The organism is Paenibacillus sp. FSL E2-0177 (genome assembly GCF_037992975.1).
In the GTDB taxonomy this organism is placed as follows: domain Bacteria; phylum Bacillota; class Bacilli; order Paenibacillales; family Paenibacillaceae; genus Paenibacillus_AQ; species Paenibacillus_AQ odorifer.
Map to the genome: position 1 here is coordinate 1266291 of NZ_CP150307.1, position 19823 is coordinate 1286113.

General features: G+C 45.7%; 21 protein-coding genes. 5 read left to right on the forward strand and 16 right to left on the reverse strand.

The window, feature by feature from the left end:
- Positions 1–116 precede the first annotated feature (116 nt).
- A complete protein-coding gene (locus MHI25_RS05570; RefSeq protein ID WP_340395090.1) occupies positions 117–1049 on the reverse strand; it encodes an EamA family transporter in 933 nt (310 codons plus the stop codon).
- A 169-nt stretch (positions 1050–1218) separates the two neighbouring features.
- On the opposite strand from MHI25_RS05570, the gene MHI25_RS05575 reads away from it, so the two are divergent.
- Both MHI25_RS05575 and MHI25_RS05580 read left to right on the forward strand, forming a co-directional pair.
- Positions 1219–2628 carry a PLP-dependent aminotransferase family protein gene (locus MHI25_RS05575; protein ID WP_076130628.1) on the forward strand — a complete coding sequence of 470 codons (1410 nt, stop codon included), beginning with the start codon at positions 1219–1221 and terminating at the stop codon, positions 2626–2628.
- Positions 2629–2807: 179 nt separating this feature from the next.
- A complete protein-coding gene (locus MHI25_RS05580; protein WP_340395091.1) occupies positions 2808–3503 on the forward strand; it encodes a hypothetical protein in 696 nt (231 codons plus the stop codon).
- Positions 3504–4280: 777 nt separating this feature from the next.
- Here the strand turns inward: MHI25_RS05580 and MHI25_RS05585 are convergent.
- The 9 genes from MHI25_RS05585 to MHI25_RS05625 all read right to left on the reverse strand — a co-directional run bounded on the left by MHI25_RS05585 (position 4281) and on the right by MHI25_RS05625 (position 10081).
- On the reverse strand, positions 4281–5690 hold the full coding sequence (locus MHI25_RS05585) for a nucleoside recognition domain-containing protein (protein ID WP_076220490.1): 1410 nt from the start codon (positions 5688–5690) through the stop codon (positions 4281–4283).
- Entirely contained in the window at positions 5668–6399 is a 732-nt protein-coding gene (locus tag MHI25_RS05590) for a FeoB small GTPase domain-containing protein (RefSeq protein WP_076130631.1), read from the reverse strand. Before MHI25_RS05590 ends, MHI25_RS05585 begins: the two co-directional genes overlap by 23 nt.
- A complete protein-coding gene (locus MHI25_RS05595; protein ID WP_036679839.1) occupies positions 6396–6650 on the reverse strand; it encodes a FeoA family protein in 255 nt (84 codons plus the stop codon). Before MHI25_RS05595 ends, MHI25_RS05590 begins: the two co-directional genes overlap by 4 nt.
- A 226-nt stretch (positions 6651–6876) precedes the next feature.
- A complete protein-coding gene (locus MHI25_RS05600) occupies positions 6877–7335 on the reverse strand; it encodes an SRPBCC domain-containing protein (RefSeq protein WP_076307417.1) in 459 nt (152 codons plus the stop codon).
- A 105-nt stretch (positions 7336–7440) separates the two neighbouring features.
- Positions 7441–8397 (reverse strand): YafY family protein, encoded by a 957-nt coding sequence (locus tag MHI25_RS05605; RefSeq protein WP_076307418.1) that lies wholly within the window; start codon positions 8395–8397, stop codon positions 7441–7443.
- 147 nt (positions 8398–8544) lie between these two features.
- Complete coding sequence (locus MHI25_RS05610) at positions 8545–9330, reverse strand: hypothetical protein (protein ID WP_340395092.1); 786 nt, start codon at positions 9328–9330, stop codon at positions 8545–8547.
- Positions 9300–9554, reverse strand: coding sequence for a hypothetical protein (locus MHI25_RS05615; protein ID WP_340395093.1), 255 nt, complete (start codon positions 9552–9554; stop codon positions 9300–9302). Before MHI25_RS05615 ends, MHI25_RS05610 begins: the two co-directional genes overlap by 31 nt.
- The gene (locus tag MHI25_RS05620) at positions 9542–9805 is read right to left on the reverse strand and encodes a response regulator (RefSeq protein ID WP_340395094.1); all 264 of its coding nucleotides are present in this window, start codon (positions 9803–9805) and stop codon (positions 9542–9544) included. The genes MHI25_RS05615 and MHI25_RS05620 overlap by 13 nt, the downstream gene beginning before the upstream one ends.
- A gap of 75 nt (positions 9806–9880) precedes the next feature.
- Positions 9881–10081, reverse strand: coding sequence for a hypothetical protein (locus MHI25_RS05625; RefSeq protein ID WP_340395095.1), 201 nt, complete (start codon positions 10079–10081; stop codon positions 9881–9883).
- A gap of 1145 nt (positions 10082–11226) precedes the next feature.
- Between MHI25_RS05625 and MHI25_RS05630 the strand changes: the two genes are divergently transcribed.
- Entirely contained in the window at positions 11227–12132 is a 906-nt protein-coding gene (locus tag MHI25_RS05630; protein WP_312148959.1) for a GNAT family N-acetyltransferase, read from the forward strand.
- Between the two features lie 227 nt (positions 12133–12359).
- Here MHI25_RS05630 and MHI25_RS05635 read toward each other — a convergent pair whose 3' ends face one another.
- Together MHI25_RS05635 and MHI25_RS05640 are read right to left on the reverse strand one after the other, a co-directional pair.
- Complete coding sequence (locus MHI25_RS05635; RefSeq protein WP_340395096.1) at positions 12360–12500, reverse strand: hypothetical protein; 141 nt, start codon at positions 12498–12500, stop codon at positions 12360–12362.
- A gap of 50 nt (positions 12501–12550) precedes the next feature.
- Positions 12551–13705: a phosphodiester glycosidase family protein gene (locus MHI25_RS05640; RefSeq protein WP_076129576.1), complete on the reverse strand. Its 1155-nt coding sequence runs from the start codon at positions 13703–13705 to the stop codon at positions 12551–12553.
- A 246-nt stretch (positions 13706–13951) separates the two neighbouring features.
- Here MHI25_RS05640 and MHI25_RS05645 point away from each other — a divergent pair, with 246 nt between their 5' ends.
- Positions 13952–14539 (forward strand): histidine phosphatase family protein, encoded by a 588-nt coding sequence (locus MHI25_RS05645; protein WP_038568983.1) that lies wholly within the window; start codon positions 13952–13954, stop codon positions 14537–14539.
- Between the two features lie 77 nt (positions 14540–14616).
- The gene (locus tag MHI25_RS05650; protein ID WP_081386508.1) at positions 14617–15435 is read left to right on the forward strand and encodes a GGDEF domain-containing protein; all 819 of its coding nucleotides are present in this window, start codon (positions 14617–14619) and stop codon (positions 15433–15435) included.
- A gap of 67 nt (positions 15436–15502) precedes the next feature.
- Here MHI25_RS05650 and MHI25_RS05655 read toward each other — a convergent pair whose 3' ends face one another.
- The 4 genes from MHI25_RS05655 to MHI25_RS05670 form a co-directional block, all read right to left on the reverse strand.
- Complete coding sequence (locus MHI25_RS05655; protein WP_036680370.1) at positions 15503–16735, reverse strand: SLC45 family MFS transporter; 1233 nt, start codon at positions 16733–16735, stop codon at positions 15503–15505.
- A gap of 4 nt (positions 16736–16739) precedes the next feature.
- The gene (locus MHI25_RS05660) at positions 16740–17477 is read right to left on the reverse strand and encodes a glycerophosphodiester phosphodiesterase (protein WP_076195187.1); all 738 of its coding nucleotides are present in this window, start codon (positions 17475–17477) and stop codon (positions 16740–16742) included.
- 102 nt (positions 17478–17579) lie between these two features.
- Positions 17580–18446, reverse strand: coding sequence for an STM4011 family radical SAM protein (locus MHI25_RS05665; protein WP_076195184.1), 867 nt, complete (start codon positions 18444–18446; stop codon positions 17580–17582).
- Positions 18443–19792 carry an STM4012 family radical SAM protein gene (locus tag MHI25_RS05670; protein WP_076129568.1) on the reverse strand — a complete coding sequence of 450 codons (1350 nt, stop codon included), beginning with the start codon at positions 19790–19792 and terminating at the stop codon, positions 18443–18445. Before MHI25_RS05670 ends, MHI25_RS05665 begins: the two co-directional genes overlap by 4 nt.
- Positions 19793–19823: the final 31 nt, after the last annotated feature.

Below are 19823 nucleotides of genomic sequence, written 5' to 3' on the forward strand. Positions count from 1 at the left end.
GAAAAGAAGCGCCGTTAAGCGAATCCTCCTTTCATATATGAGTCATATTTAGCTGTGTTTAATTTAACTTGTTTATATAATACGCAATAGTGGTCATAAATGCAATATATAGTACGTCATATATTTGATTTTTTTAACGCAACAGTGTTGATCTTCTTTTTTTGCAGTAATTGCTTTAGAGCATCAGCATTCACTAGGATTGTTCCGGCAATGATGGTGAACACTCCGAGAATCGTAATCCAAGATACGGACTCCTTGTAAAAGAAAAAGCCTACACCCACCGCAATCGGTGGAGAAATATAAAGCCAGGTAGAAGGAAACACTGGGTTGGTCTTAGCTACGAGCCAGTAGAACAAGGTATGGCCGACCATGGAGCCGATAACTGTGAGATAGAGCAGTGAACCTGCTGTTTCGAATGAGAAGAGAAATGCAGGATGTACTTTTTCCGTGGCAAAAGAAAGAATGAATAACAGCGCACCGCCATACATCATTTGAGCCGCATTCAGCGCAATCGGTGAGACCTCAGGCATACTGTTAATTACTTTTTTGGAGTAAATCGCACCTACAGCATAGCAACACTCTCCAATTAGGACTACGGCGCAACCGATGAGCCACAGTGGTGAAATATCAATGGCGAGATTGGGGAGAACCAGCAGCAGTACGCCAGTGAAGCCGATGATGCAGCCATATAGGGAGATGGCGGGTGCTTTTTGCCGAAGAATAGAGGTTTGGAGCAGCAGGATCATGATCGGACCAGTGGCAGAGAGTACAGCTGCAAGCCCTGAAGAAACATATTGTTCAGCCCAGTAGAGACCCGCGAAGGTGCCGAAGGTTAGAGCAGACCCGGTGAACAACATTTCTTTGCGCAACAGCAAGGAGAAGCTGGCTTTACGTTTCCAGACCATCCATAGGAATAGAACAGCGCCCGCGACAAAAAATCTTAAGCCCGCTGAAAAGAAAGGAGGCGCACCGGCATCTACACCGATTTTGATAGCTAGAAAGGTCGTGCCGAAGATCAGACATACAAGTGCATAAGCAAATAAGATCATTTTGAAAAGTCCCCTTTTGTGTGCTTTATAAAATATAAGAATTTATAAGCTGGCATTTTGTTAATCATAAAGGGGAGAGGACAGAACAGATTGCCTTGTGTAGAACAGATTAATTCAGAAATCGTGTACAATATGATTACAAGGTTGTTCGGAGAGGAGTTGTAGCCAGATGAAAAAGGTTGTGGGAGCGGAGCATAATCATCCTTTGTTTCGGCAGGTCTATGAATTTCTATTAAACCGCATGGAGCGAGGGGAATGGGTCGCACATGATAAGCTTCCTTCTATACGGCTGCTGGCGGAGGAGCTTAAGGTACATCGACTGACCGTATTCAAAGCGTACAGACGGTTGACGGAGGATGGAAAGGTTTATGTAAAAGATAAATCAGGATATTACGTGGCACCCATAATCTCGCTTCCTGCTATTGAAGTAGGAGCCGCAGTATCGGCTTATGCGCTCACTAATCCGCTGTCTGATATTCAGAGAGTGCCAGTTAAGTATCAGTTCTCGCAGGCGCTGATTGATCCGGGGCTGCTGCCGAATCTTTTTCTATCTGACTATGTCAAAAAAGTGTTCGATCTATATCCCAAGGTAATGGGAACGTATGCCTCGGTCCAGGGGGATAACGAGCTGCGTGAGACGTTAAGCCACCACTTTCGGAAGCAACATCGGCTGCAGTTAACTTCGGAAGAGCTGCTTATTACCTCGGGTGCGCAGCAGGCGATCAATCTGATTGCCCGGATTGTGCTTGGTCCTCTGGATACGGTGCTTGTGGAGCGGCCTACTTATAGTGTTGCTATGGATATTTTTCGCCGGGAGGGGGCACGGTTGGTTCCGGTAGAGATCACTCCGGAGGGATATGATCTGGAGGAAGTAGAAGCTTTGATGAAAAAGCATAAACCGCGTATGTTCTACATTAATCCAACGCATCACAATCCAACTGGATACACGGTGCCTGTGCAACAGCGCAAGCTGTTGGTAGAACTGGCCGAACGTTATCGCTGTTTACTGGTGGAGGATGACCCGTTCCGCGATATGTATTTTGATGAGGAGCCGCCGCCGCCCTTTTTTGCTTATGATACGGAGGGGTGGGTGATCTATATCAGCAGCTTCAGTAAATATGTAGCCCCTGGCTTACGAATCTGTGCGGTGGCCTGCCGATATCCATTTATGGAGCGTCTAATCACGGCCAAATCACTCGCAGACAATGGCACTCCGCTGCTGAATCAAAAAATATTTCTACATTACTACACCTCCCCACGCTTGCAACAGCATCTCGGTAAGCTGCGCATTGCGCTTCAAGTGCATAAGGAAATTGTAGAAGAGGAGCTGGCGGGGACTGGCTGGGAATGGACGACTCCGCAAGGCGGATTAAATCTATGGGTGAAACTACCGGAGCATCTTACGATGGATCGCCTGTTTGCTTCAAGTATGGCGCAGTCGATCGCTTTTGTTCCTGGGGAGTTATTTGATCCACTGGGGGAAATGAAGTCAAGGCTTCGCCTAAGTTATTCCTTTGCAAGCGAAGGGGTGCTGCGCGAAGGAATACAGCGTTTGATTGGGATCGCGCACAGTTTGTGAGTGGTACAGCAGGTATGGGGGATTAATGAAGAGGATATGAGGAGTTAAAGAGGATTAGAGGAATTAAAGAAGAAGATTAGATTAATTACTGCCGGATAGACTTGTATCACTTGTTTGGAAATTCCTGTAACACTTTCTACGTTTGCTCCGTCTGTAAGGTAGAGAAGGGGGTTATCAAATTGCGAAAGATCAATTTCCGAAAGTTCAATTTCCGAAGTCCAATGATGATATTTCTAGGTGTCCTATTAATATTTACGGCTTTGCTGACGGTGCGGCCCTCAGTCACTTACGCCTGTTCCTGTGTTATGCCTGCGGAGCCACTGGAAGCTCTTGAGAAAAGTACAGCTGTCTTTGTCGGGAAAGTAGTGGACATGAAGGAGCCGTCACAGGGGAACATAATTTCTTCTGCTGATCCAGTAAAGGTAACCTTTGAGGTGGATTCCAGCTGGAAAGGGGTCGAGGGAAACCAAGTTACATTGACTACGGCTTTATCTTCTGCAAGCTGCGGCTTTGAGTTTGTGGAAGGGGAAAGTTACATTGTCTATGCTTATGCTAGAGACGGTGGAGAATCTGGTAATCTGGAGGCTAGTTTATGCAGTCGAACTAAGCGGCTAACCGCTGACTCAGTGGATCTGAAAGAGCTGGGACCGGGTATTTCGGCAACGACGCCTACCGCTTCTCCGGAGGTAACCCCGAATAATTCACCGGAGTCAGGAGCTGGGAGTAATGAGCCTGATCAAACGGGTAATTCTGCTGGGGACAGTGATTCCTTTCCTCTTGTTAATGTGGGGATTAGTGGAATAATTATCGTTCTAGTAGCTATAGCTGGGGCTGTTCTATACCGTCGTAGAAATGATGGAACGCGCAAAAAATGACTCTAACTGTAGAGTCACGTCATGTAATGTAATGGTGGGATCAAGTTAGGACGTAAGAGTATATAAGGGGTTGTGATAAAATAAGCGGTCGCTCGGGATAAACATCCGAGCGACCGCTTATTTGTTTGAGAAGACCTTGAGTAACTGGTGTTGGGCTGTGTTGGTGGACCAGTGGTGGAGTATGTTGGTGGGCGAAAAGGTACTGATGCTAATGCTGGTGTGTGCTGAAGGGCGGCGTAGGTCTAGAGTTGGTATGTGTGGAAGGGCGATGCAGGTCTAGTGCTGGTGCTGGTGCTCAAGTGTAGCTCGGAACCATCTAGAATCAATAATTAGGGAAATCCTCCCTGATTTTATCGTGTTTTACTCATTAATAGCGATAATTGGGGAATTCCTCCCTAAAATTCTGCGGAAATTGCCCTTTTTGCCTATAATCGGCTAATTATTAGGGAGAAATTCCGCAAAAAGTCCAATGTGTGCTTATAAAGATCGATTATCAGGGAGAAATTCCGCAAAAAGTTTAACGCGCGCCTATAAAGTTCGAATTTGAGGGAGAATCTCCTTAAATATCAGTTCAAGGAGGGCAGAATTTTGTGAAGCAAGTTGCACTTTAGATTGTAAGGTAAAGTAAGGTGAATTCCGTGTAGCAAGGTTAATTTGGGTGATGTGATTAAGGTGAATTTAGTGAGTTAATGATGAATTTTTGCGATGTAAGTTGAAATCTGTTGAAGTCAGTTGTGATGTCACTTGAGTTTAGATCGCAAGCCTACCTCACCCTCGTCACACCCACCCAAATAACCGGGCAAGCTGAGCGACAGCAAAGGTTACTCCGATGGCGATACCCAGCGGAATGACTGCTGAGAGAACGGCCCACTTCATGCTTTTTGTTTCCTTGTAAATGTTCACGAGTGTCGTACCACAAGGATAGTGGAGCAGGGAGAACAGCATCATGTTGAGTGCGGTCAGCCAGGTCCAGCCATGTGAGAGAAAGACATCTTTGATACTGCCTAAGCTGTCGATATCAACCATAGCGCCTGAGGACATATAGCCCATAAGCAGGATAGGCAATACGATTTCATTCGCAGGAAGTCCAAGAATAAAGGCCATGATGATAAAGCCATCCATGCCAAGCAAATGTGCGAACGGATCAAAGAATGCAGCCATATGATTCAGTACAGAATCGCCGCCAATAAACAGATTGCCTAGAATCCAAGTGATAATCCCGGCAGGGGCAGCAACGACGATAGCCCGAGTAAGTACGTTAAGGGACTTATCTTTGGAGGAAATAAGTATGGTCTTCCAGATTTGTGGACGGCGGTAGGGAGGAAGCTCCAATGTGTAATGTGTGGGAACCCCACGCAGCGCAGTTTTGGACATGACCCAGGAAACGGTTAAGGTAACAATGATGCCGATTAGAACCATTCCCATTAGGACGGAGGCAGTGGTGAATGTACGAAGCGCGCCTGTCGTAGCGGCTCCTGCCATAAATAAGGAAGACAATAAAATCAGCGTGGGCCAGCGGCCGTTGCAAGGGACAAAATTGTTGGTCAGTATAGCCAGCATTCGTTCACGCGGCGATTCGATGATTCGTGTGGAGAGGATAGCGGCCGCGTTACAGCCGAAGCCCATGGACATGGTTAAAGCTTGCTTGCCATGACCACCTGATTTTTTGAACAGTCGGTCCATGTTAAAAGCAACGCGTGGCAGATACCCGAAATTCTCAAGCAGAGCGAATACGGGGAAAAAGATCATCATCGGTGGCAGCATGACACTGATTACCCATGAGGTGCCTCGATACAAGCCAAGCACAAGCACGCCGTGCAGCCAAGCTGGGGCATGGAGAGCCTCAAATCCCGCTGTCAGATATCCTTCGATGAAGCCAAAGAAGGAAGCGAGCCAGCTAGAAGGGTAGTTAGCCCCGGCAATCGTAATCCAGAATACGACACCGAGAATGGCGAGCATGATGGGAAAACCCCAAATTTTGGAGGTCACGATATTATCCAGCTTGTAAGTGCTGTTCAGTTTCTTCTTATCCCGATAAGTAACTGCATCTCCGCAGATGCCTGCGGATACGCCATATATACCACTGACAATCTCATCCCGAATGGCTCCGCCGTCAGCGAGCTTTTTTGCGGTGGACAATAGGGAATCTAGAGCGTCAGATCCCTTAGTGATAGGCAGTGACTCCATGGCCGATGACCTCCTTTGCTTCGGGTAAATCCTTGCTTTTCATATGCTCTTTAAGTGAAGTAAGCAGGCTGTCATCACCGTCCAATAAGCGCAGTGCAATCCAGCGAGCGGGATATTTGGTACCGATGGTTTGCTCTACCAATGGTGTAAGCTCGGCAATTCCCCGTTCGATCTCTTCGTTGTAACTAATCCGCAGCGGCTGCGCTGTGAATGAGCCTGTAGCCACTCGCTCCACTTGATCCAATAAGGCATCGATCCCTATTTTATTGCGTGCCGATATCGCAACGACGGGTACGCCGAGACGTTTGGAGATACTCTTCAGGTTGATGTCGATGCCCAGCTTACGTGCTTCATCAATGAGGTTGATGCAGACAACCGCCCGTCCGGTAATCTCCAGCACTTGCAAGGCAAGATTGAGATTACGTTCCAGCGAAGTAGCGTCAAGCACTACAAGTGTCACGTCTGGCTGTTCAAAAATAATATAATCTCTAGCCGCTTCTTCATCCGCGGAATTTGAGTATAGGGAGTACGTTCCTGGTAAATCTACCGCGAGGTATGAATGGTTATTGTGTTTGAATTCGCCTTCGGCAGTAATGACGGTTTTACCTGCCCAGTTTCCAGTATGCTGTCGCATGCCGGTTAGCAGGTTGAATAGTGTGCTTTTTCCGGTGTTAGGATTGCCTGCAAAAGCGACGGTGAACTGACTCATGCTTCTACACCTCCAATTAATTCTCCGAATATTAAAGAACTTTCTTCTCTACGCAATGCAATGGTCGTATTGCTTACCCGAAAAGCTATAGGATCTCCTAATGGACTACGCCGCAACACCTCTACGATATTCCCGACTACGAACCCGAGGTCCAGTAATCTTCTTCTAAGCACACCTTGAACTTCAATGTCGCTGATGCGCAGCGTGCTACCCTTTGCAGCCTCTGATAAAGGAATAGTTGTTCCAGTCATGAGATCCCTTCTTTCATTTATATTTTTACCGCCTACGGTTTTTATTTTGTGTATTAGAACATTTCTTGTAGTCTGGCACAACATTAGTATATGGCAACAACTTTGTCCCTGCAACAAGAATGTTTCCCTTAGGCAAAATAAAATTAAGCAAAAAAAGCCCCTGACGAAAGAGGGCTTGTACGCTCTTTTCCGCAGGGTTGAGCTTAATTCCTAATTAACATAAAAATTACGACCAGCTGCCAAAATCAAGTCTACGTCCGGTCTCGACCAAGGTTTTAATATTACTCAGAACCTGCCACCAGGCGTTGATACTGCCAGCATATGAAGGATCATCAGGATGCCATTCATCGTGGATAAGCGTAAGCTTAGTAGTTCCACCCACCGGTTCAAGCAGCCAAGATATACGCGATTCATATCTTTCTGTACCCTTATGATAGGAGGGGCCGACCTTATGCGTGAAACGAAACGCTTTTTGTGGAGTGAACTCCAGCAGAGTCCCATATACATGTAACGTTTCATCGCCATCTGCACCGGGACCAACATATTCCAGCAATTCACCTTCTTTAAAAGTGGATTGGATTACGCTCCCGTAGTAAATCTGTTTAGTACCTTCGGGAGAGATCAAAGTCTCCCATACCTGCTCAGGTGTTCCGCCAATATAAAATTCATAGTGAAGTTCTTTCATTCCTTATTCCTCCTTGGTTTGTACAATCATTTATTCCCTTAGACTTATTTACACTATACAAAAGGATCACTGACAACTACGGTCAGTGATCCTAAAATAATCATTTTAAGTCTTATAATAAGCTGCCAGATCGGTAGCTATAGCGGACAGCTTTTGTTTCAGAGCTAAAGGCTCTAGGATTCGTAGTGTTGATCCATAAGGCAACAAGAAGTAAGGCGCATAAGTCAGTAAGGAGGTCTCATCGACTTGAAAACGGGCTTGTCCGTCAATGCGCTGGACCAGCGTATGTCCAAACAGCCAATGACTGCATAGATCGTTAAGGATTCCTTCATCGGCGGCGATGACTACTGCTATGAGTTTTTCTGGAGTATTTGGTGTGGGCAGCAAGCTTTTTAACAAAAAATCCCGTGCAGAGAAGTCAGCAGGACGGGCAAACAGAGCTTCTGTGCGGTGCAGTTCAGTTATTCTATCGACTCGGAAAGACCGAATTTCTTGCCTCTGATGGCAATAAGCAACGGTGTACCATTGCCCTTTCCACAGGACAAGTCCATAAGGATCAATAGCGCGGGAAGAAATCGTCTCCCCGTTTCCCTTCCGATATTCCATCTGGAGGGTATGTCCGTTCGCCGTCGCTAATTCAAGCTCTTGCAGTAGGTGGGGAAGCGGCGCAGCAGGGGAGTGGATGGTTTCTATCCCGCTCTCATGACGCTCCATCTGTTCTAATTGCTGCGCATTGCTGTACCGTTTCAGTTTGGCGATTGCTTGATCTAGAGCTTCTACATAAGGATATCCAGTTCCCCGCGCAAAGGAGGCGGCTTGCAGGAGGGAACGTTGTTCGTCGGAGTCAAAGAATAACGGGACCTCGGAAAAATGCTCCGGAAGGCTATAGCCACCACCAGGTCCACTATCCGCGATAATGGGTACGCCACTGATGCATAACGCGTCGATGTAACGATAGACAGAGCGGACACTGATCTCTAGCGCTTCTGCTAGTTCCCCGGCGGTTCTTCCCCGTTGCTTGAGCATCCAGAGAATGGATAACATGTGATCAGCCTTGGACATAAATCAGGAACCTCCTTGCCTCATTAATTAGTAATAGTTTACTAACTATAGCAAATTGCCTATTGATCAGCTAGAGAACCTTTTGGTGCTGCCATAAGTTCCAAGCCGCGAAGTACATCCAGGGTTACGATTCTTTTCAACATGGTGTTACACCATTATTTTCTTGAGACTATGAATGTACCGTGATCTCGCAATAAGGAAATAGATAGTTTGCACAACCAGAAATACAGCAGATGTAGTAAGCACGGGCACAGTTACATTTGTGATATTAATCTGTTTCAGTATCGGGCGTATCACGACAAGGGTCTGAATGGTGGCAATAATAATCGGAATATAGAAAAGCACAGAAATCTGTTTGGTAGCAGAAGCTGACATTTCTTTAGTACTTAAACCGATTTTGGACAAAGCATTATACATTTGCTTATCTGTGTTGAGCTCAGTATGAAGTTTAAAAAAGAGAAAGCTGGCCGATGAAAGCGAGAAGATCAGTGCGATAAAAATTCCTATAAAGCTAAGCATGGCGGCTCCCTGTTTGGTCGATAGATAGCTGTCTGCTCGCGATCCCAGTATAGAGCTGTATTGATGGTTAGCCTTGTTAGCGGCTTTATTCCATTGGATAAGGTCTCTGGTGACAACAGCTTCAGCTGAGCTGTCATTAGGTGTAGGACCGTCCCATGCAGGGATTTTGTATAGATATTTCACATAAGGTCTCGTGTACTTCTCTGCTGAATTTGAAATCTTATGATATAAGTTGTCATCTACGATTAGAAGTGAGGTGGCCATTGGATCTACTGGATGCACCTTTGGTGTTCGTAATTCTTTTAACATCAGTTCCTCATCTTTTTGAACCTTCAAATGAATCGCTCGATTAGCAGCATAATTCTGTGAATCCATATGTGGGTTCAGCAGCAATACAGCTTCTTTTTCAGACAAGGGTCCAACCTCGGATCACTCGTGTGCCCGTCGTAGTGGATCATATATCGTTCAGGATAGAGGATTAAACCTCCAGATTGGAGTTTATTCTCTTCTTGAGTCTGTGAGTATGAACCGTATGCTCTACGTATGTGGCTGCGGATTTTGGCAAGTACAACCTCATAGTGAAAAGGCTTAGTGATATAATCGTCCCCGCCATTCTCAAGCGCCATCACCTGATCCATTCCACTATCCGTGCAGAAATGAACAGAATCGGGCAGAGTGGGAGGGAACGAATCTGGCGGCACCAGTAGAACCCATCGTATTTAGGCAGATTGACGTCCAGTAAGATAAGGTCAGCCGAGCTTTCATTAAAAGTCTCCAGCACCCTGTTGAAATCCTCTACAATAATTGTACGGAACCCATATTTCGATAGGTACGTGCTCAGCAATCTTACCAGCTTGGCATCGTCCTCTATGATTAGAATCGTCTCCATATTTTCACTCCTTTGTTCAGTTATACAGTAACATGGACAAGGAAAATTATGCAAAAAGAGTACTCTTATTCGTGGTCAATGTAAGAATCTAGCTAGATTTATCGAAGGGGAATTTAGCTGATCTAAGTCTAGCTGATCTAGCTCTAGCTGACCTAGCTGTAGCTGGCCTAGCTCTAGCTGATCTAGCTCTAGCTGTTCTAGCTCTAGCTTATCTAGCTCTAAGCAATCCAGATTTCGCTCAAGCGGATTATCCAGACTTAATTGCACTTTGTACACTTATTTCTGCGTAGATCGTCCCTAGAAGCCGTTTAATTGCACTTCGTGCAACTAAAAAGGGTGAATCTAGTGGAATTAAAGGAAAACCAGAAATTTAACTGCACGAAATACAACTAACTATCTTTTGAAGGAGCATTCTGAGGAAATAGTTGCACTAAATGCAGTTAACGGATGCGTGGAGCTCATAATTATCGCTTGAAAAAGCTTGATCAGTGACTATTTCCTCCGGAAGAAGACCGCCCACTCCAAAACTTTCTCTAATTGCACTTTGTACACTTATTTCTGAGTAGATAGTCCCTAGAAGCTATTTAATTGCACTTCGTGCAACTAAAAAGGGTAAACTGGGTGCAATTAAAGGAAAACCAGAAATTTAACTGCACGAAATACAACTAACTATCTTTTAAAGGAGCATTCTGAGGAATAGTTGCACTAAATGCAGTTAACGGATGCGTGGAGCTCATAATTATCGCTTGAAAAAGCTTGATCAGTGACTATTTCCTCCGGAAGAAGAACGCCACTCCAAAGCTTTCTCTAATTGCACTTTGTACACTTATTCCTGCGTAGTTGGTCATTAGAAGCCATTTAATTGCACTCTGTGCAACTAAAAAGGGTGAATCTAGTGCAATTAAAGGGAAATCAGAAATTTAACTGCACGAAATACAACTAACTATCTTTTGAAGGAGCATTCTGAGGAATAGTTGCACTAAATACAATTAACAGATGTGTGGAGCTCATAATTATCGCTTGAAAAAGCTTGATCAGTGACTATTTCCTCCGGAAGAAGATCGCCCACTCCAAAGCTTTCTCTAATTGCACTTTGTACACTTATACCTGCGTAGTTGGTCCTTAGAAGCCATTTAATTGCACTTCGTGCAACTAAAAAGGGTGAATCTAGTGCAATTAAAGGAAAACCAGAAATTTAACTGCACGAAATACAACTAACTATCTTTTTAAGTAACTTTCTGAGGAATAGTTGCACTAAATGCAGTTAACGGATGCGTGGAGCTCATAATTTCCACTCGAGAAATGTTTGTTTTGTGAACGTACGGATCATATTAGGTAGTATAAAATAATAATAACTAATTATGATATATGCTTCATTTTGCATCCCCCTTAATATGAAATTAAAGAGAGGGGCGTGGAAAATGAACATTAATTTTAGAAGCTACCGTTCTGAAGATCTGCTAAAGGTACGTCATTTTCTTATAAAAAGTTATAGTAAGCTAAAGACTCCAAATACCTGGCTTATAGACCGCTGGGAATTTGTTATTTTTTTTCAGGAGACGAGAAGTGGAACGCTGGAGCAGTGGGAACAAAAAGTGGGCTTATGGGAGTATGAGAATGGAGAGCTTGCAGCTGTAGTGTGCAGGGACGATGGGTTCTATTTTCAGTGTGCTGAGATGAATCCTCCGGAAAAATTACTTGAAGAAATGTTCGCTTTTGCTGAACAAAAAGCTGAGGAAGAGAACGGTGGTTACGTAGAGCTGTATGTGCCAATACCGGAGAATATGACTTCTGCGGCGGAGGTTGCTCGTAAGAGGGGGTATTATCAAACGGGTGGTAAGGAAAGTGTAAACTCCTTGCGATTGGATAAGGAATTCCCTGTGGAGCTCCCCTCTGGCTTTAGAATATGCAGCGGAGATGAGATTGAGGTTACTGCAAAAGCGCTCGGACATATCATGGCCTTCGACTATGCAGAAACGGCGGAGGCAGAGCTCACGCTGCTGCATTATGGGAATATGAGTAACGCTCCAAGCTATAATCCGCAGCTCGATCTTAGCGTTGTGAATGACGCGGGCGAAGTGGTTTCCTTTTGTAATATTTTTTGGGACAGCAGCAATAGAATTGGTGCTCTGGAGCCTGTAGGCACATCCATTAATTATCGAAAGCTGGGACTGGGACGGGCGGTTCTACACGAAGGATTTAACCGTTTAAAACAACTCGGAGCTAGTAAAGTTTACGTAGGTTCTATGCAGCCTTTCTATGAGAAATTGGGCTTTACTACAGAAGTTTGGTTACAGGTGTGGGAATATTCAGGTCACACAGATTAAGTTGCACCGGCTGCCCCCGACATTGGATCTGTCAGCAGTACCTAAACTGGCAACGTTTTATGAAAAATCCCCTTGATGGGTAAGTCATCAAGGGGATTTTTGGGTTTGAGCTCGGCAATCATATGCTGCACAGTAATCTCATACGTCGCACAGCAATCATACCGCCATAGCAATTATGCGCTGCAAACTGCCTCTGATTGCACTTTGTACAATAGAATCATATATTCTTAGTAGCCGAAGCCGAAGCCGAAGCCGAAGCCGAAGCCGAAGCCGAAGCCGAAGCCGAAGCCGAAGCCGAAGCCGAAGCCGAAGCCGAAGCCGAAGCCGAAGCCGAAGCCGAAGCCGAAGCCGTAGCGTGGCTGAGCCAAGCCAAATCACAAAGCTCAGCACTCGCAACTAGCCGTCTGGCCAAGAGATTTTATTGATATTTGACTACAATTGCATTGCTGATCTGACGCCCAGGGGACGTAAGATATTTGCCGTTGTAGTAGAGCCCGCTGGATGCACCACCATCCAGATTCATGGCTTGATACGCTCCAGCTTGCTTCATCATTTCTGCCAGCTGTGGGATGGTGGCTCCACCAGTGGTCAGTAGAATGAGCTTATGGTCGCGTGTTAATCCGAGCGCGCTGCGTGCTCCGCCGCCGGTTAAGATTTTTGGATCTTTGAAGCCTTCTGCCGCGACATTTAGGGATACCTTGCCGTTCACAAGAAGACGCGGGCCGGCTTGAAGAGCTCCTTCCATAGAACCGGAAGCGAAGCGGCTTGTGAAATCCAGCCCAGGAATCAGTGACGCCAGATGGTTGCTGTCATAGGTAAAAATCGTCCGGCGATCCCCGGAGCTATTTTTAAGCATTTTTCCGCCGCTGACAATGTAACCGTATGGAGCTTTGTATGCTCCTTTTGTATAGGCATCAAAAAATGTTCCGTTAATCGCAACTACGGCATTATTACGTTTAGCCAGACTGCTTAGGTCCTCCACTTTTCCGACCGTATTTCCAGCCAGTACGACATCAAGTTTCACCTTAGGATGCAGCAGGGACACTGTAACCGTCTGGGCTTTGAAGGATCTGCCGCCAACTTTGAAGGTTTTACTAGCGCTGACAACTGGAGAAGAATCCGCTTTGATTAGTGCGCCTGACTGTACAGGAACAGTGGTTGCAATATCATTACTCTTAAGGGTTAATGAAGAGGCTTCCTTATCCCAGGTTAATTGAATGCCAAGCGTTGTGCTGATAAAAGACAACGGGATATATACCGTGCCATTATCACTGAAAGCAAGATCAGTTAGCGTAACCGACTTTTCATTGACGAGCGCAGTGGTTTGTCCTAATGTAAGCGTTATGGTGGTGTCTGCATTCGTAATGCTTATACGTTTTTCGTTAGGATTCCATACAGACTGTATACCAGTGAAGCTATTTAAGAGACGCAGTGGTATGTATGAATGGTTATTCTTGTCCACATAGACGGTGTTTTTAGGAACTGGTGTTGCACCAACAGTGGATGGGCAAGTGGCGACAAGTGGAACGAGCAGTAAGAAGGTAAGAAACAGAGTGGACCCTAGCTTTTTCATCATAAACAATTACTCCTTATCTTGTAGCTGTTGTAAAAAACGACAAGGTTTATTATACCTCATGTTCAAAAACTTGGATAACCTTTATTTTTAAATGTTCATAGGGTGAATCTGATAGAATATAGATTATATTATTTATATTAGCACTGAAATTGCACTGAGATTAGCACCATAAGTAGCACCATAACCAGCACAATAACCAGCATCACAATTGCCACTAGACTCAATAGCTAAAAGGAGATTTTTATGACTACAATAGGTTTAATTCGCCATGGAAGTACCGCGTGGAATAAAGAAGGCAGAGTGCAAGGGCATACGGATAATTCATTGGATGCTGAAGGCCTGCAACAGGCACAACTACTGGCTGAACGTCTTAGCACAGAACAATGGGATTACATATATTCAAGTGATTTACTCAGAGCGCGGCAAACGGCAGAGGTTATTGCAGAAAGATTAGGCCTTGAGATCACGGGTTTAGCGCCGGGCATTCGAGAGATGTATGCGGGACTTATTGAAGGAACTACGCAGCAAGAGCGGATTGAACGATGGGGAACCGATTGGAAGACGTTAGATTTGGGTTTGGAAACTCCAGAAGCCAGCGAGCTCAGAGGCAGCGAAGTGATTGAAGAAATTGCGGCGAGACATCCAGGCAGTCATATTCTGATCGTTAGCCATGGTGCAATTTTACGCAGTAGCCTTAGAAGACTACTTCCAGAACTGGACGGCACAGTATTATTGAACAATACGTCAATTACGCGAATAACAAAATCCGAATCGGATGGCTCCTGGAACTGCGAGTTATATAATTGTGCGCGGCATTTGGAGAAAGAGTAAGTGTTCAGATAATGTTCAGAGCTTTTTTATATATTGGTATCGCAGTACAGTAAGCTAATTATTTGTAGTTCAGAAGGATGTGCGAATTAAAGGTGGTAGAGGTTCAGATTTATTTACAAACGTTAATGTCCATTATCATCGCAGGGGTTGTAGGTTATTTAGTATTGAGATTTTACCGGGATGTTGCTAGTAAGGAACCAAAACAAAGAGCAGTTTACACGGGCCTTTCCATTATAACTATTGTCGTTGGATTGTGGGCAATGCATCAGCTAGGCAAAAAATCCTTAGAAGAAACTGTAGAGGTCAATGGGGGGATTTTCACTCCGTTATTGATATACGCGCTTACGATAGCTGTTTTAATGTTTTTGCTTACACGGCTGAACCTTGTTTTGGCGGAAAGAGAGCAGCTTAAGGAACTTGCCTATAAAGATGGCTTAACGGGGCTGTTAAACAAGAATGGAATGGATCACTTTTGGGATCGCTGCAAAGTAAATGAGCAACTAGCCGTATTGTTTATGGATTTGAACCGGTTCAAATCAATCAATGACAGCTTAGGACATCATGTGGGCGATTTACTGCTGCAAGAGGTGGGAGGAAGGTTAAGTCAATTCTCCAGCAAAAGAAAACGCCATATTTTCCGCATAGGCGGCGATGAATTTGTGATTGTAGCTAAAGGCTGCAATCAGAAGGAAGCGGAGCAGTTAGCGGTGCAGATTCTGGAGAAGACGACCAGACATTATCAGCTGGGAGAGCACAACCTCTTTGTATCTGCGAGCATAGGCATCAGCATTAGTCATGGCAAGGTGGATCATTTCAGGCTGCTGCACGAAGCAGATACAGCGATGTACACCGCCAAACAGCTGGGTACAGGTCGTTATTCAGTTTATAAAAATTAGTTTGTTAAGTGTAAAATATAAGCGTCAGCCCTGGACATAAATAGATGTCTAAGGCTGACGCTTTTTTTTAGGCTCCCGGTGTGTGAAACTTGTGGGGGACTTGCTTGCGTCCCTTCATCAAGAAGAGGCAGAGCAGGGCAACCGCCATACTAATCGCTGCTACATAGAACAGGATGGAGTAATCAAAAATATCAATCATTAGCCCCAGCAAAGGTGGCGAGCTGATCGCTGCCAGTGAAGAGACCAAATAATACATCCCTGTTCGAGTACCGATACTCTCCTCAGTTCCCGTTGCAACAACATAAGGATAAGAGTTGATGTTGATACAAGCCCAGAAGATTCCTCCTGTCAGGAGTAACGCTCGAAGCACCAGCAGGTCCTGTGCAAACCCAACAAGCGCAAAGACCGTCATCAGGCCACATACGCCGACGATAATGATCTTCTTTTTCCCGAATCGCCCACCCAGCCAACCGCTCGGAATAGCGAACAGCACAAAGGCAAGGGAGAAGAAGGTAAGGGAGAAGGAGGCTGCTTGTTCACTGAGGCCCAGATGGTTTTTGCCATACAATGTAAACAAGGTTTCGACCCCTTGATAAGCTACAAACCAGAAGAAAATCGCTGCCAGTAGAAAGACTGTAGTACGATCCAGCTGGCCGCGAAAGGAGACTCTGGAAGGCTTAACTATCGTCGCAGAAGGGCTCCCCGCTGTATCGGATAGAAGCGTAGGGCTTATATTCACACCATCCCGTTTTTCTTTGATGAAGCGCGATACGATAAACAGACATAACAGGGTAATCAGTCCAGCAACGAGAAATGGCAGCGCAGGATTTGATTTATAGAGGATCGAACCCACGCCGAAAGCCAGAATTGATCCGAATCCACCCATGAAATTAATTAATCCGTTAGCCTTTGTACGCTGCTCCTCAGGTGTTATGTCGGGCATGAGAGCGACGGTAGGGGAACGGTATAAACTCATGGCTAAATTCATCAGCATCATAAATAAAAGCAGTGTAAATAGTCCGGTATGAAACGGAATCAGCATAGTCAGCACGGCAGCGAAGGGCATACCGATCATAAGATAAGGCATTCTGCGTCCAAAACGCGAGGTCGTGCGGTCACTCCGATTACCGATCCAAGGCTGCAAGAATAAGGCGAAGTAATTATCAATCGTCATCATGAAGCTGATTAGGGCTACACTATGTACATATTTTTCGAGGAAAAAAGGTACAAATGCGTTATACAGACTCCATGTAATGCTGATGCTGAAAAAGCCGAATCCGAGCAGCCAGACTTTTTTCACACCATCACACTCCCTTGTCAGCCAGAAGTCCAGCGAGTAGGTCTGGATGATCGGTAATAATGCCTGATACACCAGCTTCAATTAAATATTTCATCCGCTCGGGATCGTTAACGGTCCAAGGATGGTAGGCGACGCCATGCTTCGCCGCTTCTTCGACGAATTCAGGCAGTACCGCAAAATGATACGCATGCAACGCAGTCGCTCCAAGTGTAGCTGCATAGTCCCAAGGACGATACAAGCCTTCCCCGTATAGAATTCCTGTTCTGATCTCCGGTGCCAGCGACTGACAGTAAGCTAGTGAATAATGGTTGAAGCTCGAAAAAATGACGCGATCGCTCATCTTGAAATCCCGTACGGCCGCGATCACTTTTTCCTCCATACCCGGATATAAAAAAGTGCCATTTTTAAGCTCGATATTTAGGATGGTATCTCTACCTTGCAGCAGATCTAATAAATCTTCCAGCAATGGAAGGCGCTCATCTTTGAATTCAGGTCCGAACCATGAGCCTGCGTCCACTTCCAGCAGTTCTGCGAGTGTATGATCCTTCACATAGCCGGTTCCGCTTGTTGTGCGGTTTAGAGTTTCATCATGAATGAGGACTAGGCCGCCATCCTTGGTCATTTGTACATCAGTTTCTATTCCGGTTGCACCCAGCTCAAGACCTTTGCGAAATGCTACCATAGTATTTTCTGGACACACTGCCGACGCTCCACGATGCGCAAAATTAATGATGTTGTTCATAAGTTATTGTCCCTCCAACTTTAGTGTTTGCTATGCCCCTATAGATGGGGGCTACTTGTCATATTCCACAGAGAGTAAAGAAACCCTGTCTGGAATTTTAAATCAGTTATTCATAGCGCCATACGGGATTCGTTCCAAAAGTCCAGCTTCATAGATGCTCCGCAGCTTCAGCTCGGGCATATGAATATAACCGATATAACAATCGCATACCTTCATTCGGCAGCTTCTAACCGCAGAGAGACCCTCTAGCCCATCACGGTAAAGATTGCCTATGACACCTCTGTCCTTATAGCAGCGTTTCACAAGCCCAGCGCCCTGTACGTAAAAAACATCTTTTCCTGCATTGCAGGCTTGGCCAAGGCTTTCATAATCCATAGCATTCACAGAAAAATGTGGATCAATCTCGCTAAGGAAGACAAAATCCTCAGCTGTATAATAATCAGGTTTATCTTTGTAAGCATTGACCCATAAGTACACGTTCTCTGGTAACGCAGAACGAAGTGAAGCTATAGCTGAAAAAGCGCTGCGTATTCCAACGCTTCCCACACTAAATGGAACGTCGTTCTCATATAAAGTCAAACATTGCGCCAGAAATTTATCCTCCCGCACTTGTCCGGGGTGGTAGGTGGCCCAAAAGGCCACTTTTTTACGATTCAGCTGGGAGATGAAATCCAGGTTGGCAGATAGGTTGGTCTGAATCGCTACCTTCTCTACATGGTCCATATTGGAGAGGGCAATCATTGCTTCTTTGTACCAGCGATGAATCAGCCCTTCGCCATAGGGATTAAAAAATATAGAAAGCCGATGACCTGCCGCACCTTGCTCAGAGGCCCACGCTACAAAGGCTTCCAGCCCCTGGCGGTCCTTGGCGAGCGTAGCTGCGCTGTCTCTTGTTTTGCCAAAAGGACAATAGGGGCAATCATAGTTGCAGGACGTGAGGGAACCGCGGTAGTAGAGAACCGCATTCATGGCAATACGAACCTTTCCATCTGCTCTCGGATCTCCCCAGAAATAAACCAATCCCCAATCGAATCAGAGTAACCCATCCCTTCGGTGGTAAGGCGCAGGATGCCATCTTCCTCTTGCCCAAGACCGGAATGAAGCAGGTTGGACAGCTCAGGATAATCGCTCCAGAGCGATTGACCGAAACGCTGGCTGTAATCTTCAAGCTTCAGCCCTTCGCTATGTAGAATCGCCTTCAGAATAAAGCGGCGTTTCTGTTCTTCAAGACTCAGCACAATCCCGTAATCCGCAGTATCGTAACGATCCGTCGCCACGTAATCAGCAATAATGCTCTCGGTTGCTTTACGGCTTACCCCATAACGGGAAGCGTAATGCACATGGCGGGTGTAGGATCTTGCTCCGCAGCCCAATCCGACCATTCCTTCTTCTTGGCAGCTATAATCGAGAATGGGTTTAGCTGTTCCTGCGTCTTCCTTGGCGAAACGACGCATGGAGTATTGGCGATATCCTCTCGCTCTAAGCAGCTGCCCAGCGGCTTTGTAGCAATCTAGGCGAATATCGTCCTGACGCTGGATATCACCAGGCTTCACAATCGTATGCTCACGGGTGTAGAGCGGATAGATGAAAATTTCCTCTGGCTCAAAGCTGATCGCTTGATTGAGCGAATATAGCCAAGAGTCGACCGTCTGCCCCGGAAGCCCGTAGATCAGATCTAAATTTAGTATGGGAAAATCATATTTCCCCAGCAGCTCTAGTGCCCGATATACCTCATCCGGATTTTGTGGGCGATAGATGGCCGCCGATTCAGCAGCGACAAAACTTTGGATGCCCATGCTGACCCGATCCACCGTATACTCTTTTAGAATATTCAGCTTCTCTTCGGTAATCGTCTCCGGTGAAGTTTCGACTGAGATGGAGGCTGTATTTGTGTCCAGTCCCATCGTATCAACGGCAATGTGGAACAAGCGGCGGAGCTGATCTGCTGCCAGCAGGGTGGGAGTTCCACCGCCGATCGCAAAACGCGCATAAGGTTTATGTCTGGTGAATTCCGCCCATTGCTTTGCTTGGCGTTCCAGGGCATCCACGTATGTGGCATGAACATTTGCGCGTTTATCAGGCAGGGTAAATAGGTTGCAGAATCCGCAGCGTGCGCCACAAAACGGAATATGCATATATAGAAAGAAAGATTCCGCAGGCTCATCACGCCAGAGTGTTTCTAGCGGCATCGGAGGCTGCAAATCCCTGTAAGCCGTTTTGTGTGGATAGGAATACAGATAAGAACGGTAAGGGTGAGCAGTAATGCTGTCTTTCCACTTGTGAAGCTCTTCTAAAGAGAAGGACGATAACGTCATATCAGTTCTCCATCCTTTCCTTGTTATAAAT